The sequence below is a fragment of the Rhodococcus sp. OK302 genome (genome assembly GCF_002245895.1).
Classification (GTDB): Bacteria; Actinomycetota; Actinomycetes; order Mycobacteriales; family Mycobacteriaceae; genus Rhodococcus_F.
Genome location: NZ_NPJZ01000001.1, coordinates 5,573,099 through 5,587,441, shown reverse-complemented (window position 1 = coordinate 5,587,441; position 14,343 = coordinate 5,573,099). Strand labels below are relative to the sequence as shown.

15 protein-coding genes are annotated in these 14,343 nt (G+C 60.1%); 10 read left to right on the top strand and 5 right to left on the bottom strand.

What is annotated here, in order from left to right; translation table 11 throughout:
• The first annotated feature begins 40 nt into the window (after window positions 1-40).
• The 6 genes from BDB13_RS25455 (at window position 41) to BDB13_RS25430 (ending at window position 6,143) form a co-directional block, all read left to right on the top strand.
• A complete protein-coding gene (locus tag BDB13_RS25455) occupies window positions 41-1,003 on the top strand; it encodes an HpcH/HpaI aldolase/citrate lyase family protein (RefSeq protein ID WP_094274245.1) in 963 nt (320 codons plus the stop codon).
• A 107-nt stretch (window positions 1,004-1,110) separates the two neighbouring features.
• Window positions 1,111-1,605, top strand: a complete 495-nt coding sequence (locus BDB13_RS25450) for a general stress protein (RefSeq protein WP_094274244.1) — start codon at window positions 1,111-1,113, stop codon at window positions 1,603-1,605.
• Window positions 1,606-1,792: 187 nt separating this feature from the next.
• Window positions 1,793-3,175 (top strand): ABC transporter substrate-binding protein, encoded by a 1,383-nt coding sequence (locus BDB13_RS25445; RefSeq protein ID WP_441347213.1) that lies wholly within the window; start codon window positions 1,793-1,795, stop codon window positions 3,173-3,175.
• Window positions 3,176-3,255: 80 nt separating this feature from the next.
• A complete protein-coding gene (locus tag BDB13_RS25440; protein WP_169632406.1) occupies window positions 3,256-4,137 on the top strand; it encodes a carbohydrate ABC transporter permease in 882 nt (293 codons plus the stop codon).
• A 1-nt stretch (window position 4,138) separates the two neighbouring features.
• Complete coding sequence (locus BDB13_RS25435) at window positions 4,139-4,969, top strand: carbohydrate ABC transporter permease (RefSeq protein ID WP_094274241.1); 831 nt, start codon at window positions 4,139-4,141, stop codon at window positions 4,967-4,969.
• Window positions 4,970-4,973: 4 nt separating this feature from the next.
• Window positions 4,974-6,143 (top strand): ABC transporter ATP-binding protein, encoded by a 1,170-nt coding sequence (locus tag BDB13_RS25430; RefSeq protein ID WP_094274240.1) that lies wholly within the window; start codon window positions 4,974-4,976, stop codon window positions 6,141-6,143.
• Between the two features lie 10 nt (window positions 6,144-6,153).
• Here the strand turns inward: BDB13_RS25430 and BDB13_RS25425 are convergent, their stop codons facing one another.
• Window positions 6,154-6,402, bottom strand: coding sequence for a hypothetical protein (locus BDB13_RS25425; RefSeq protein ID WP_094274239.1), 249 nt, complete (start codon window positions 6,400-6,402; stop codon window positions 6,154-6,156).
• Window positions 6,403-6,635: 233 nt separating this feature from the next.
• On the opposite strand from BDB13_RS25425, the gene BDB13_RS25420 reads away from it, so the two are divergent.
• The 3 genes from BDB13_RS25420 to BDB13_RS25410 all read left to right on the top strand — a co-directional run bounded on the left by BDB13_RS25420 (window position 6,636) and on the right by BDB13_RS25410 (window position 10,358).
• Complete coding sequence (locus BDB13_RS25420) at window positions 6,636-7,838, top strand: RNA-guided endonuclease InsQ/TnpB family protein (RefSeq protein ID WP_094274238.1); 1,203 nt, start codon at window positions 6,636-6,638, stop codon at window positions 7,836-7,838.
• Window positions 7,839-7,960: 122 nt separating this feature from the next.
• Window positions 7,961-9,244, top strand: coding sequence for a sensor histidine kinase (locus BDB13_RS25415; protein WP_094275193.1), 1,284 nt, complete (start codon window positions 7,961-7,963; stop codon window positions 9,242-9,244).
• A 19-nt stretch (window positions 9,245-9,263) separates the two neighbouring features.
• Entirely contained in the window at window positions 9,264-10,358 is a 1,095-nt protein-coding gene (locus tag BDB13_RS25410; protein ID WP_094275192.1) for a winged helix DNA-binding domain-containing protein, read from the top strand.
• Here BDB13_RS25410 and BDB13_RS25405 read toward each other — a convergent pair.
• Window positions 10,351-11,214 carry a chromosome partitioning protein ParB gene (locus BDB13_RS25405; RefSeq protein ID WP_094274237.1) on the bottom strand — a complete coding sequence of 288 codons (864 nt, stop codon included), beginning with the start codon at window positions 11,212-11,214 and terminating at the stop codon, window positions 10,351-10,353. The genes BDB13_RS25410 and BDB13_RS25405 overlap by 8 nt on opposite strands.
• Window positions 11,204-11,902, bottom strand: coding sequence for a metallophosphoesterase family protein (locus tag BDB13_RS25400; RefSeq protein ID WP_094274236.1), 699 nt, complete (start codon window positions 11,900-11,902; stop codon window positions 11,204-11,206). The genes BDB13_RS25405 and BDB13_RS25400 overlap by 11 nt, the downstream gene beginning before the upstream one ends.
• Window positions 11,903-11,999: 97 nt before the next feature.
• Between BDB13_RS25400 and BDB13_RS25395 the strand changes: the two genes are divergently transcribed.
• Window positions 12,000-12,584: a suppressor of fused domain protein gene (locus tag BDB13_RS25395; protein ID WP_094274235.1), complete on the top strand. Its 585-nt coding sequence runs from the start codon at window positions 12,000-12,002 to the stop codon at window positions 12,582-12,584.
• A gap of 2 nt (window positions 12,585-12,586) precedes the next feature.
• Here BDB13_RS25395 and BDB13_RS25390 read toward each other — a convergent pair whose 3' ends face one another.
• The gene (locus BDB13_RS25390) at window positions 12,587-13,039 is read right to left on the bottom strand and encodes an SRPBCC family protein (RefSeq protein WP_094274234.1); all 453 of its coding nucleotides are present in this window, start codon (window positions 13,037-13,039) and stop codon (window positions 12,587-12,589) included.
• Window positions 13,040-13,175: 136 nt separating this feature from the next.
• The gene (locus BDB13_RS25385) at window positions 13,176-14,246 is read right to left on the bottom strand and encodes a magnesium and cobalt transport protein CorA (protein WP_094274233.1); all 1,071 of its coding nucleotides are present in this window, start codon (window positions 14,244-14,246) and stop codon (window positions 13,176-13,178) included.
• Between the last annotated feature and the right edge of the window lie 97 nt (window positions 14,247-14,343).

Sequence of the window (14,343 nt, the reverse complement as noted above, 5' to 3'; positions counted from 1 at the left end):
GCAGAAAGCGCGAGACACCGATCCCGAAGGGCGCTCCGAGATGACTTCACGCAATCGTTCCCGCCGATCAGTCCTGGCTGTGCCGGGCAGCAGTCGCAAGATGATCGACAAGGCGAAAGGACTGCCGGCCGACGAGATCTTCCTCGATCTGGAGGACGCCGTCGCGCCCTTGGCGAAGCAGGCCGCGCGTGAGGCCGTGGGCGACGCGCTGGCTGAGGACGGGTGGGGCAAGCAGGTCAAGGTGGTTCGCGTCAACGACTGGACCACAGAATGGACGTATGCCGACGTTGTGGAGGTTGTCGGGCGGGCCGGCGCGCACCTCGACGCGATACTGCTGCCCAAGGTTCCCGATGCAAGCCACGTGCAGGCCCTGGACCTGTTGCTGACCCAGGTGGAAAAGGCGAACGGTCTCGAAGTGGGGCGGATCGGCATCGAACCGCAGATCGAGAATGCCATCGGCCTCACCAACATCGATGCGATCGCCACGGCGAGTCCGCGCGTCGAGGCCCTGGTCTTCGGGCCGGCCGATTTCATGGCGAGCCTGAACATGCGCACATTGGTGGTCGGCGAGCAGCCCGACGGCTACGACCGCGGTGACGCCTATCACCACATTCTGATGACGATTCTGATGGCTGCACGAGCCCACGGCGTCCAGGCAATCGACGGTCCGTATCTCCAGATTCGTGACGTCGAGGCGTTCACCCGCAGTGCCGCCCGCACTGCGGCACTGGGATTCGACGGCAAATGGGTACTCCACCCGACGCAGATCGAGGCAGCGAACGAGGTATTCAGTCCACGTCAATCCGATTACGACAGAGCAGAATTGATCTTGGACGCCTACGCATTTCACACCTCCGCGGCCGGCGGTGGACGAGGCGCGGTGATGCTCGGCGACGAGATGATCGACGAGGCGAGTCGCAAGATGGCACTGGTGATTTCGGCCAAGGGGCGCGCTGCCGGCATGGCACGTACCTCCGAATTCACTCAGCCCGAACACGCCTGACTGTCGACGTGCCGACCAATTCGAGTCGGCAAAGGGCACAATAGAGACCATAGGTATCGCGTTGTTCAGCCGTGGATTACGCGCCCGAAACGAGGAGCACTGTCGCCATGTCCAATCCGCTCGCACAATCGCCGAATGGGTCGCGCCGCGGCGGGTTGCCGACGCCGCCTTCGGGTTGGCCGATCGGCTCGTACCCGACATACGCAGAAGCGCAGCGTGCCGTCGACTACCTGTCGGATCAGGAATTCTCGGTTCAGGACGTCACCATTGTCGGTGTGAACCTCATGCAGGTCGAGCGCGTTCTGGGACGCCTCACCTGGCCCAAGGTGATCGGTGGTGGGTTGGTGTCCGGAGCGTGGCTGGGTGTCTTCTTCGGATTGGTGCTCGGCATCGTCACCGGCGGATTCCTGGCTCCGTTGATCACGGGCATCATCGGCGGCATCATCTTCGGCGTAATCACCACGACTATCCCGTACGCAGCGACGCGTGGTCAGCGCGATTTTGCGTCGACCATGCAGTTGGTTGCCGGTCGCTACGACGTGCTGTGTGAACCCAAAACTGCGGAGGCTGCTCGCGACCTGCTCGCGAAACTCGCAATTTAGGGACTTGTCCTCAGTCTGCCAACTTCCTCGAACTCGGCTACCTTATCCCTACGGGTGAGGTGGATCACACTTTCCTGTGACCGTTTGCCGGACAAGACAATAGGTACTTGTCCGGCGAAAGTGCCGATGTGCGGTGCGACGGCAAGCCGATTCGACTGCGCCGTCTCACCGCCCGAGGAGGGCGGCTGTGCAGAAAAAGTGCGTGCGAACGAGAAACACGCAAAATCGACGACTACGGGTGGGATTGCTCAGTGCTGCAACGTTATTGATAACACCGTTGCTCAGTGCGTGTGGCTCGGACGACAGCAGTGGGGTGGTGCTGAGTTTCTATACCGCCGCAGACGGGGCGGAGCAGTATGCGGAGGCCGCAGCCAATTGCTCGGCTGCCTCCGCCGGCAAGTACACGGTTGAGCAGAAAACGCTACCCAAGGGTGCTGATGATCAGCGACTCCAATTGGCGCGCAGACTGACCGGCAATGATTCGTCTCTCGACCTGATGACGCTCGACGTCGTGTGGACCGCCGAATTTGCGGAGGCCGGATGGGCATTGCCGTTGCCCGCCGATATCGCAGCGGAGGTAAGTGCCGGAACATTGGCGGGGCCGCTGGAATCGGCCAAATGGCAGGACCAGCTTTATGCCGCCCCGCTCAATACCAATACTCAATTGCTTTGGTACCGAAAAGATTTGATGCCCGAAGGCAAGCCTCCGCAGACCTGGGATCAGATGGTCGATATTGCCGAAGGTCTGGCCGCACAAGGGCGTCCGAGTTGGATCGGTGTTCAGGGTAAGCAGTACGAGGGCCTCATGGTGTGGTTCAACACCTTGCTGGCGAGTGCGGGCGGATCAGTTGTCGGACCGGACGGGACTACGGTGACCGTCGCAGACGGCGACGCCGCGGAGAAAGCTCTGACTGTGATGAAACGCGTCGCAACAGCCAAGGGCGCCGATCCGTCGGTCTCCCAGGGCGACGAAGCGTCGTCACGGCTGGGCATGGAAAGCGGAAAGTCTGCGTTCCAGGTCAACTGGCCGTTTGTGCTTCCGGGCATCATCGAGAATGCGTCGAAGGGCGACCTGCCGTACATCGACGACAAAGGCAACACAACCAGTACGAATACCGGAAATACCGTGCTCACGGTCAACGGTGAACAGAACTTCCTGTCGGCGCCGTATCCGTCGGTGATCGAGGGACAACCGGCAAAGGTAACGATCGGCGGTTTCAATGTCGCGGTTGCAAAGACCAGCAAGCATCCGGATCTGGCGTTCGAAGCACTGACGTGTCTACGTAACCAGGAGAATCAGCGCAACAACGCTGTTGCCGGCGGTGTTCCGCCGACGCTCGAGAGTTTGTACGACGATCCGGCGTTCCAAGCGGCCTATCCGGCATGGCGAGAGGTGCGGGACAGTCTCGACACTGCCGCTGTGCGTCCGGTTTCGCCTGCCTATCAAAGCATTTCGACGCTCATCACTGCCACGCTCAACCCTGTCGGTAATATCGATCCTCAGTCCACTGTGAACACGTTGGCCGAGCAGGTTCGTAAGGCAGTCAACTCCGAGGGGCTGATCCCGTGACAACCGAACCCGACAACAAAGGTGGCGGAACCGCTGTCGAGGATCGTGCCCAACCTCCCGCACGCTCGGCAAAGCCGAAGATCTCGGACGGCAAAGCTGCCGAGCGTCGGCTGGGCCTGTGGTTGGTTGCGCCGGCTGCACTGCTCATGATCGCAGTCACGGCCTATCCGGTCGTCTACGCCGTGTGGCTGAGTTTGCAACGATACGATCTCCGGTTCCCGGACGAGCGTAAGTTCGTCGGGTTCGACAACTACGTCTCGGTATTGTCGGACGGCTACTGGTGGCAGGCATTTACGGTCACTTCCGCGATCACGATCATCTCCGTGATCATCGAATTCGTTCTCGGACTTACGATTGCGCTGGTCATGCATCGGACCATCGTCGGAAAGGGACTGGTTCGCACGGTGGTGCTCATTCCCTACGGGATCGTCACCGTCGCTGCCGCGTACAGCTGGTACTACGCCTGGACCCCGGGCACCGGATACCTGGCCAATCTGCTTCCTGACGGCAGTGCGCCGCTCACCGACCAGATTCCTTCGCTGGCAATCATCATTCTCGCGGAAGTCTGGAAGACGACGCCGTTCATGGCGCTGCTACTCCTCGCGGGCCTTGCATTGGTTCCCGACGATCTGTTGAAGGCCGCTCAGGTAGACGGCGCCGGACCCTGGACGCGATTGACACGAATCATATTGCCGCTCATGAAACCGGCAATCCTCGTGGCGTTGCTCTTCCGGACGCTCGACGCATTCCGCATCTTCGACAATATCTACGTCCTCACCAAAGGCGCCAATGACACAGGTTCTCTGTCGATCTTGGGATACGACAACCTGTTCAAGGCCTTCAACCTCGGAATCGGATCAGCGATCAGCGTCCTGATCTTCGTGTGTGTGGCTCTGATCGCGTTCATTTTCATCAAACTCTTCGGTGCCTCGGCTCCGGGATCCGATCCGGAAGGACGCTGACATGACCGCTACACCCAGACTCAAGCTCAGTTGGTCCGTAGTCAATCTGCTTGTGCTGCTGTACGCGCTGGTGCCGGTGCTGTGGATCGCCAGCCTGTCGTTCAAACCGGCCGGAACCATCAAGGACGGCAAGTTCATTCCCGAGAAATGGACGTTGGACAACTATCGAGGAATTTTTGACACGAGTGCCTTCACCAGCGCGCTGATCAACTCGATCGGTATCGGATTGATCTCGACGTTCATTGCCGTCGTGATCGGGACAATGGCGGCGTATGCCATTGCGCGTCTGGACTTTCCGGGCAAGAAGATTTTGGTGGGTGTCGCGCTGATGATCGCGATGTTCCCGCAGATTTCCCTGGTCAGCCCGTTGTTCGACATCGAACGACGCCTCGGTCTGTTCGATACCTGGGCGGGACTTATTCTGCCGTACATCACCTTTGCGTTGCCCTTGGCTATCTACACTCTCTCGGCGTTCTTCAAGGAAATTCCGTGGGAACTGGAAAAGGCTGCGCAGATGGACGGCGCCACGCCGGGTCAAGCGTTTCGTAAAGTTGTCGCCCCGTTGGCGGCTCCGGGTATCGTCACGGCAGGCATCCTCGTCTTCATCTTCTGCTGGAACGATCTCTTGTTCGCGATCTCGCTGACATCCACCGAACGATCGATTACCGCACCGGCTGCGATTGCGAACTTCACCGGCGCTTCACAATTCGAGGAACCCACCGGTTCCATCGCCGCAGCCGCCATGGTCATCACCATTCCGATCATCATCTTTGTTCTGTTCTTCCAACGACGTATCGTGGCCGGGCTTACCTCCGGCGCAGTGAAGGGATAAGCCTGTGGCCGAGATCGTGCTGGACAAGGTGACCAAGCTGTACCCCGACGGCGCCAAGGCGGTGAGCGACGTCGACATCACCATTGCGGACGGCGAATTCATCATCCTTGTCGGACCGTCTGGTTGTGGAAAGTCCACGACGCTCAACATGATTGCCGGATTGGAGGATATTTCCACCGGAGAACTACGTATCGCCGGTGAACGCGTCAACGAGCGCGCCCCCAAAGACCGCGACATCGCGATGGTATTCCAGTCGTACGCGCTGTACCCACATATGACCGTGCGGCAGAACATTGCGTTTCCGTTGACCTTGGCCAAGTTGTCCAAAGCCGAGATCAACGCGAAGGTCGACGACGCGGCAAAGGTTCTCGATCTTACTCAACATCTCGACCGGAAACCTGCCAACCTGTCCGGTGGTCAGCGACAACGCGTCGCCATGGGGCGTGCAATTGTGCGAAGCCCCAAGGCATTCCTGATGGATGAGCCGTTGTCGAACCTCGATGCAAAGCTTCGTGTACAGATGCGTACCGAGATAGCCCGGTTGCAACAGCGGTTGGGTACTACAACCATCTACGTGACCCACGACCAAACCGAGGCCATGACGCTGGGTGACCGCGTGGTGGTGCTGCGCGGCGGAATTGTCCAACAGATCGGTGCCCCCCAGGAACTGTACGACCGTCCGAACAATCTGTTCGTAGCAGGTTTCATCGGCTCCCCGTCGATGAACTTCTTTCCGGGCCAACTGACCTCGGACGGGGTAAGCACTCCGATCGGTGCCGTTCGGTTGCCGGCATCGGCGCAGTCGAAAATTCAGTCCAGTGGTTCCGGCAAGGACGTGGTTGTGGGCATCAGGCCCGAACATTTCGAGGATGTTGCACTGGTCGATCCGTTGCAGAAAGCGGCCGGCGGAACCTTCAACGTCGACGTCGACGTTCTGGAATCCATGGGATCGGACAAGTACGCGTACTTCCTCGCCGGTGGACCGGCAGTCAATTCACGTGAACTCGAGGAACTCGCAGCAGATTCAGGTACTGCCGTGGCGGGCGGGGGACAGTTAGTCGCTCGGCTTTCCTCGGAATCTGCAGTGAAACAAGGTAAGTCGATCGATCTGTGGTTCGATCCGGCCAAGATCGCCGTCTTCGACGGCACAACAGGGGCCAATCTGCTCATCTGAGGGCCGCGTTCTACAGCACTGTGAAGGAAAACGTCGTTCCCACTGTAGAGGGAACCTGCTCCGGGCCGGGCGCGGTGTACACCGGCTCGGGCAGTGGCGTCAGATCACCGAGATCATCGTGATGGAGGGTGGTCGGTGATGCTTGTGCCGTTCCCGTGATCAGAGCGATCGGGGCGGCCGCTAAAACCCCGGCGAGGGCAAAGCGAGTAGCCAAGCTGCGCTTGCCTGTCCGGTTCGAAACTTGTGTGGTGGTGTTCATCCGAAATATCGGCCGAAACCCGGCCCTTCAGGGCGGGGAGGAAGCCGCTCCGGATCGCGCAGTAAACCGGGGGTGCGTGTGCGGCCTTTCCGAGGTGATGCTCACGGTCAGTGGGACGTGGACCCCGCTGCGCTTGTGATGGATTCGGCTAGTTGTCGGACCCCAATGCAATGATATTTCCGCAGCAGGTTGAGGAGTCAGGTCGAACACTCTTTGGGGCGGAGGTGGCGAAAATGAAGCGGATCGTCATGATCAAACTCTCCGTCACCGACGAGCAAACTGCCGCGTTGAAGCAGACACTGCTCACCTGCAACGCCGCCGCTGACTTCGTGTCCGATGTTGCCCAACAAACCTCCGATCGGCGTGCGTTCGCGTTGCAGAAAACGGTGTACACGCAGGTCAAGTTGTTCGGGTTGTCGGCGCAGCCAGCGGTTCGTGTGATCAAGAAAGTTTCCGACGCGTACACCACTCGGAAAGCGAATCTCAAAGCCGGAAACTACGGCCGACCCGGAACGAAACGGTATGCGGGCGTGGCGGATACCGCAGTGCGTTTCCGTCCGCTGGCGGCGCAACCGTTCGACGACCGGTGCCTGTCGTGGCAACTCGACTCCTCGACCGTCTCCATCTGGACGGTATCGGGCCGAATGAGGGGTGTGCGGTTCGTGTGCGCGCCGTGGCAACACAAACTTCTCGCGGACCGTCAGGGTGAGTCCGATCTCGTATTCCGCGACGGCCAGTTCTATCTGCACGCCACCGTCGATCAACCGGCACCGGCACCGGTCGTACCGGTGAAAGATCCGGTGGACGGTTGGTTGGGGGTGGATCTGGGGATCGTGAACCTGGCGGTCACCACCGACGACGATCCGAAACGACTTGATGTCCGGTGGTCTGACGGTGCCGTCACAGCGCGCCGTAAGAAGAACCTGGTGATGCGGACGGCCCTGCAGAAGGTCGGAACGAAGTCCGCGAAGCGGAAGTTGAAGACACGGCGACGGAAGGAACGACGGTTCGCCACCGACATCAACCATCAACTGTCGAAAACAATTGTTGCTCAGGCGCAACACACCGACCGGGCTATCGCGATAGAAGATCTATCGGGGATCCGCGATCGGGTACGGCTGGCCAAGAAACAACGAGCGCAGGTGCATTCGTGGGCGTACGCCCAGTTGCGCAACTTCGTCGAGTACAAGGCGGAGGCGGCGGGGGTGCCGGTGGCGGTGATCAACCCGCGCAACACGTCCCGCACCTGCTCGCAATGCGGGTTCTGCGACGTCAAGAATCGCCGCAGTCAAGCTAGGTTCGAGTGCCGAGAATGTGGGTGGACCGCGCACGCGGACCATAATGCTGCCCGCAACATCGCGGCACTCGGGCATGAAAAGTATTGGGCCGCTCAATCAACCGTGCCTATAGCAGCCACTTCTCTAGCAGCCAGTTAGATCAGTGAGCAGCAAACCTGGTCCTTCAGTGCCGGGTAGTTGATGGTATTCCGGCACCGGGGAAATATTGTCTGTGCGAAGCTGATTCCCAGGGAACTAGGATGATCGGCACAGGAGGACACATGTTCGGATCCGGGCCGTCGACAGACGATCTGCATGCTGGGCCGGAACTCGAACAGATACTGCGTGAGCACGCGTACCGAGGCGCCTACCTCCAACTCGGGGTACGCGGTGTGCTGGTGGTGTTCATAGCGTCGACGCTGATCGTTGTTCCGCCGGCTCACGGTTCCGGGTGGTGCTTTCTCATCCTCGGGTTGTACCTGAGCTGGTGTGTGGGCCTTGCTCTGTGGATTGGGCACACATCTCCATTCGCTTCGCTCAACCGGCACACGGGTGCAGGCCCGGTGAACGCGCTCTGGCTCGGTCTTCTCGTCGACCTGGCAGTGCTCGCGACCCTGACCTTGTTGACGGGACTTACCGCGCAGGAAAGCTGGACCGCGGACATCCTCTGCAACGGGCTGTTCGTGATTCCCGTTCTGGCCTGTACTCAATTGCGGACCGACATCTGCGCAGCGATCGTCGTCGCCACAATCGCAGTCTTCTTTGCCGCGAGTTGGGCGACGATGGCCTCCAATGAGGAACCGTGGGCGTCGATATTGCTCAGCACCACAGCTCTGGCGGCACTCGGCGTCGGTGCCGTCGGGTTGACACGAATCCAACGATCTCGGGTTTTGACCATCGCCGAGTTGGTGGGGCACCGCACAAGCCTTCTCGCGGAACTGATGAGCCTCGAGCAACGTGAACGTAAAGCGCTGTCGGAACAGCTGCATGACGGCGCACTGCAGTACGTTCTTGTCGCCCGGATGGACATCGACGAGCTGGGAACAAGTGTAGATCCTGTTGTCCGGCAACGTGCACTTCAAGCATTGAGCGAGGCAACCACCTTGCTGAGATCCTCGGTTACAGAGCTACATCCGACGGTTCTGGGTCACGTGGGTCTGGCACGGGCGATCGGAGACGCGGCGCGATCCGTGGAAGGCCGCGGAGGGTTGGTGGTAGCGGTCGAGGCGTCCCGGTGGAGGGACGACTTGCGTACCTCGGCGGACGATATCTTGTTCGGTGCGGCAAGGGAGTTGCTGAATAACGTCGTCAAACATGCTGCGGCAGCGAATGTTCGCATCGAGCTTTCGGCGTCGGATCGGGTAGCTGTTCTGACGGTGACAGACGACGGTCGCGGCATCAGCAGCGACAAGATTGCGGCCAGTCAGGGACGTGGCCATATCGGTCTTCTGTCACATCAACTGCGGGTTGTCGCGGCAGGTGGTTCATTCTCGATCGGACCGGGGGAGGCAACGGGAACTGTTGCGCGCGTGGAGTTACCGTTCGAAATTGTTGACAACCGTTGAAAGGTGCACTGTGGTAGCGATGAACGACCGGGCGCTCGCGCGGGCAACTCTTGCTCGCCAGTACCTGATGGAACGAGCAGATGTCACTGCACTCGAAGCGGTCTCGCACCTCGCCGGACTGCAGGCGCAGGCGCCGGTACCTCCCTATCTGGCGCTGTGGGCTCGGCTGAAAAACTTTGCGGCAGAAGATCTGTCAACTCTCATTGAAAACCGCCATGTTGTACGTCTGGTTGCCATGCGGGGAACGGTCTTTGCCCTCTCGGTTGCTGATGCCGCGACCTTCCGTGGAACGGTTCAGTCGATCATGGAACGAGACCTCCACACCAACACGGCACACCGCGCGGCACTGACCGGAATGGATTTCGAGGCGTTGGCGCAGGCCGGACGTGAACTGGTTTCGGAGGGTCCGCTCACTCAGATGCAGATGAGGCCTCTTCTGGCCGACTGCTTTCCGGATCGTGCGCCCGAAGGGTTGGCGCATGCGGTTCGTGGATTGTTGCCGATGGTGCAGGTCCCGCCGCGTGGTCTGTGGGGTCGATCCGGCGCGCCCGCGTTGACCACGCTGGAGGACTGGCTGGGAACTGAAGTCGATCTGACGCCGCGCCCTGACGCTTTGGTACTGCGCTATCTGGCGGCTTTCGGTCCGGCCAGTGTGAAGGATGCGCAGGCTTGGTCGGGCTTGACCAGACTCGGCGAGGTTTTCGAGCGACTACGCTCGAGCCTGATCACTTTCAAGAACGAGAACGGAACAGAACTGTTCGACTTGCCGGATGCGCCGCGTCCGGACTCGGGAACGCCCCCGGTCCGTATCCTGGCTCCGTTCGACAACATCCTGCTATCGCACGCCGATCGCTCTCGAATCCTGGACAAGCAGTATCGATCACAAGTATTTACCGTCAACGGAATCATCAAACCCGCTGTTCTCGTGCGAGGACAAGTCGCTGGATTCGCAACAGTGTCGACGACTGGCGAATCGGCATGGTTGGCAGTGACTCTCTTTGCGCAGCAATCGAAAACTGTGATCGCGGCGATCGAGAGAGAAGGTCGTTCGTTGCTGAAGTTCCTGCACCCCGCAATTTCGGCTCGGGACGTCTCCCTCGACCGGCTCACGTAGTGGGCTTGTACTTTCGGGGTGCACGATCACGTAGTTCGGCCACAATCTCGTCGTTCCACATGTGACGCCGCACCAGGCGGTATCGCTCACGTGCGATCCACAGATAGGCCTCGGCATCAGTGTGCTCAGGCAGCATGTCCGCGTTTCTCAACATGCGGACGACGGGCAGAAATTCTTCTCCGAACCACCGTCGTGCCACACTGTCTCGGCCGAGGAACTCGCCTTTCTCCTGCATCAGCCGAAATCCCCACGCCTCCACACACTCGCTGAGTTCGGCGTACTCCCACGGATCGGTGACCGTCACCGCTTCGCGTTGGGATCCGGTCAACGGAACTCTGGTCAGGAACAAGCGGCGATGATCCTTGATCAGGAGGTCCGCGCGCTGGGTGATGCCCTCCGGCGAGATACGAGTGAGGATTTCGGTGACATACGCGTCAATGGTCTTCTGGTGCATGGCACAGGCGATCGAGACTCGGTGGTGGCCGTCGATGACGAAGTGCATCGATCCGATGCGGTACAACTGGACCGGCGGAACAGATTCTCCCCGACGTTGAGCGACCGCCAATCGTTCCCAGCGTTCACGGCTGTGCGTCGACGTGGGCCGGAAGTATTTGTCGAAATCGTTTGTCCGATCAACACTTCCGACAATCGACTCCACCGTGACAACCTGCAGGCCCAAAGGTCGCTCGCCCACCTTGCCCAGGGCTGCGACAACTTCGTCGAACGGCAGGATCGCATTGACGTCGTCAGGTTCGCGTCGTAGCCAACTGACCAGGCGTGCGACATCGGCGCGTCGACGTTGCCGCGCGAAGTCGTTCTCGGCATCCGCAGTGGGAAAACCTGTGTCACGAGCCATGTCGGCGCCTCATGATCGTCGGAGGGATACCTGGTGAGATGTCCATCAGCGTGTAGCCGACGGTGTTGAGAACAAGAGTGCTGCCGATCTCCAGATCAGGTGGCGTCCGACCATGGGGGTGGATATGTCCGTGGATCATGACGGCGGGGTCGAGTGAGTCGACGAGTGAATGGAAACACTCGAAGCCCCGATGCGGCTGGTCCTCGGCATCGCCGACTCCGCGCGCAGGGCTGTGCGTCAGTAGGACGTCGACAGCTCGAGTGCGCCCCGGCAACTGCGACTGCCAGGCGTTGCCCCAGACCAGGGAGCGTGCACGTCGACGCTGCTGACGCTCGGAGAACTGATTCGAGCCGGAGTTGTATCGGATCGATCCGCCCAGCCCGGCAATTCGCAGACCGGCGACCGTGACGATGCGTCCATCAGCATTGACTGCCCCGGTTGGCCCCGGCCACTGGGCCGGCATTCCGGCACGAGTCCATCCTGACGCGGATTCCGAATATCCGGACAGGTCGACATCGTGATTTCCGGGAACAAAAACGCACGGAGCATTCAATTGGTCGGAGAGATATTCCAGATAGGAAAACGGCAGATCACCGGCACCCAGTACGAGGTCGACACCCAGATCGCGTACTCGGCTGCTCCACAAGAACTCGACAGTCTCGTCGCTGACTGCGAGTACGTTGACCATGCGGACTGACGCTACCGGTTTGCTCAGGTATCTGCCTGGGTAGCGGCCCGAGGACTCTGGACTGTGGACAAAGACGCCAGGATGATTAGATGGACGCGTGTCAGCCAGTGTTGTCTCCGCCGTCCGCGCTCATCTCGTTTCCAGCATCGAGGGGCCTGAACCGGCTGCTGCATCGGTGACATTCCTGGGCGTCGAGCCTCTGGACGTGCTGCGATTCGAATCACCCGACGGACTGGTTCGCTATGCGAGCATCGGATGCTCGCGGCATCCAATGGGGGATCCGGGCGACTTGGTTGCCGATCCCACCCGTGGACCGCGCGCCGAGTTGGTGTTGACCTTGCGCGGCGGCACCGGAATCGCGTCGGGCGTCGCCCGGACACTCGCGGTCCTGGCCGCTGCACCGTCAGTCGAGGGAGTGGTACTTCTCGAAGATGCACTGCTCGACCTCGGCGAGCCGTTGTGGAAAGACACGGCCTTTACAGCAGTTCTGCTGGGGGACAGTGGGATCGAGGCATTGGAGCTGCCGGAGCCGATGGATCCGGTTCGGTTCCTTGCGGTTGTCCCGATTACGGGAACCGAAGCTGCCTGGGTTCGGTTGCGCGGTGCGGACGCGCTACGCGACGCCTGGGCGGAGGCCGGCATCGACATCCGAGATCCGCACCGAGCGGCCGCATCACTCTAATTCTATTGTGATGCTTGATGATCGAGAAGGTCGGCTAGATTTTCCAAACTTGCCTGTACCGATCGTCCGTAGACCTTGGCAACAAGCGGGTCTGCCATCCGTCCGAACACTCCGCCGAGTCCGCTCTCCGTATCGAGACGGTAGACAACGAGAGTTCCCTGCTCGACTTCTTCGCACTTCGTACTCAAGGTGAAGTTGATCGGACCGCCCGCCGACTTGGCTGTACTTACTTTGGGCGCATCAACTTCCGTGAACTCTGATGTCCAATCGATACGCTTGCCGAGGATTCGGGTGACCCCGCGCCACTGGGTTCCGACGCCGAGCGGGCCATCGGTTGTCTGACGGCACTCCACCATCGAGTTTTCCCAGTTAGGCCAGTTATCGGCGTTGGTGAGGTAGTCCCAGACTTCTGCCCTGGGACGTGAAATTACAACTGACTGCTCGACTACAGGCATCGTACTTCCTCCGAATTTGCTTGTGGCAAGGTTAATTTCGGGTCTTCATTGATCGATGCGAAGGGAATTTCGGGTAGCCGCAAAAAAGTCGCCACCCACATCTATTGTCCGCTGGCGGCGCGCCCAAGTACAGGCTTCAGAGCCAATTGTTGCGGCGGAAGAGGAAAAACAGGCCAACGCACACCGATGCGATAAATGCCAGCACCATGGGATATCCGTACTGGGAACTCAGTTCCGGCATGTTCTCGAAATTCATGCCGTAGATACCGGCAATTCCGGTCGGCACCGCGGCAATCGCGACCCAGGACGAAATCTTGCGCATGTCGGTGTTCTGCTGCACCGCAATTTTTGCCAGGGCAGCATCGACCAGAGAACTGAGAACCTCGTCGTACTCCGAGATGCGTTCGGAAACGTTGGTGTGGTGGTCACGGACGTCACGGAAGTAGCGTCGGATCTCTTTGGGAACCAACCCGCCGGCAGGTTGAGTGAGTTGCAGCAGTGGCAAGCCAAGCGGCGTGACCGACCGTCGAAGCTCCACGATTTCTCGTTTGAGTAGATAGATGTGTTCCACTGCGACAGAGTTCTGGGGGCTGAACACCAACTCTTCCATGCCGTCGACGTCCTGCTCCACCAGTTGGGTCACCGACAGGTAGGTGTCGACAACATGGTCGGTGATGGCGTGCAGGACGGACCACGGACCCATGGCGAGTCGCTCGGGTACCTGTTCGAGCGAGCGCCGGACACTCGCAAGTTCGGAATGATCGCCGTGGCGGACTGTGACCACAAAATCGGGTCCGACAAAAACCATGATCTCGCCGGTCTCGACGATCTCGTTGGCTGTCTCGACCGACTCGTGCGGGACGTACACCACAGTTCGGAGGACCAGGAACATGACGTCGTCGTAGCGCTCGAGTTTCGGTCGCTGGTGCGCGTGGACGGCATCTTCGACCATGAGCTCGTGAAGGCCGAAAGTTTCTGCCACATCTTGCATTTGATGCTCGTCGGGTGCATGCATGCCTACCCAGACGAAGCCGTCGCCGCGCTTGCGGACTTCCGCGAGTGCGGCGCTGTGCGTGTATTTTCCGGGAAGCCGGGCGCCCTCGACGTAGACCGCGCAGTCCACGATGGCGCGCGCGGCGGGAATCGGGATCCTCGGGGTAGGGGTCTGCCGCGATTTGCCGTTCGGCCAACTAGGTAGTGACGGCATGCGGGGCTCCCTTCGCGACAGGCGAATTGCACTGCTGCTGCGGCGCAATCGTACGTCAGCATCCGCCGGTGCCACCGGACCGTGATGATCACGCGGA

Bases quoted from the DNA above. Each gene is read 5' to 3' on its own strand.
- BDB13_RS25455 (WP_094274245.1), top strand. From the start codon at position 41: ATGACTTCACGCAATCGTTCCCGCCGATCAGTCCTGGCTGTGCCGGGC.
- BDB13_RS25450 (WP_094274244.1), top strand. From the start codon at position 1,111: ATGTCCAATCCGCTCGCACAATCGCCGAATGGGTCGCGCCGCGGCGGG.
- BDB13_RS25435 (WP_094274241.1), top strand. From the start codon at position 4,139: ATGACCGCTACACCCAGACTCAAGCTCAGTTGGTCCGTAGTCAATCTG.
- BDB13_RS25425 (WP_094274239.1), bottom strand. From the start codon at position 6,402: ATGAACACCACCACACAAGTTTCGAACCGGACAGGCAAGCGCAGCTTG.
- BDB13_RS25420 (WP_094274238.1), top strand. From the start codon at position 6,636: ATGAAGCGGATCGTCATGATCAAACTCTCCGTCACCGACGAGCAAACT.
- BDB13_RS25415 (WP_094275193.1), top strand. From the start codon at position 7,961: ATGTTCGGATCCGGGCCGTCGACAGACGATCTGCATGCTGGGCCGGAA.
- BDB13_RS25410 (WP_094275192.1), top strand. From the start codon at position 9,264: ATGAACGACCGGGCGCTCGCGCGGGCAACTCTTGCTCGCCAGTACCTG.
- BDB13_RS25405 (WP_094274237.1), bottom strand. From the start codon at position 11,214: ATGGCTCGTGACACAGGTTTTCCCACTGCGGATGCCGAGAACGACTTC.
- BDB13_RS25400 (WP_094274236.1), bottom strand. From the start codon at position 11,902: ATGGTCAACGTACTCGCAGTCAGCGACGAGACTGTCGAGTTCTTGTGG.
- BDB13_RS25390 (WP_094274234.1), bottom strand. From the start codon at position 13,039: ATGCCTGTAGTCGAGCAGTCAGTTGTAATTTCACGTCCCAGGGCAGAA.
- BDB13_RS25385 (WP_094274233.1), bottom strand. From the start codon at position 14,246: ATGCCGTCACTACCTAGTTGGCCGAACGGCAAATCGCGGCAGACCCCT.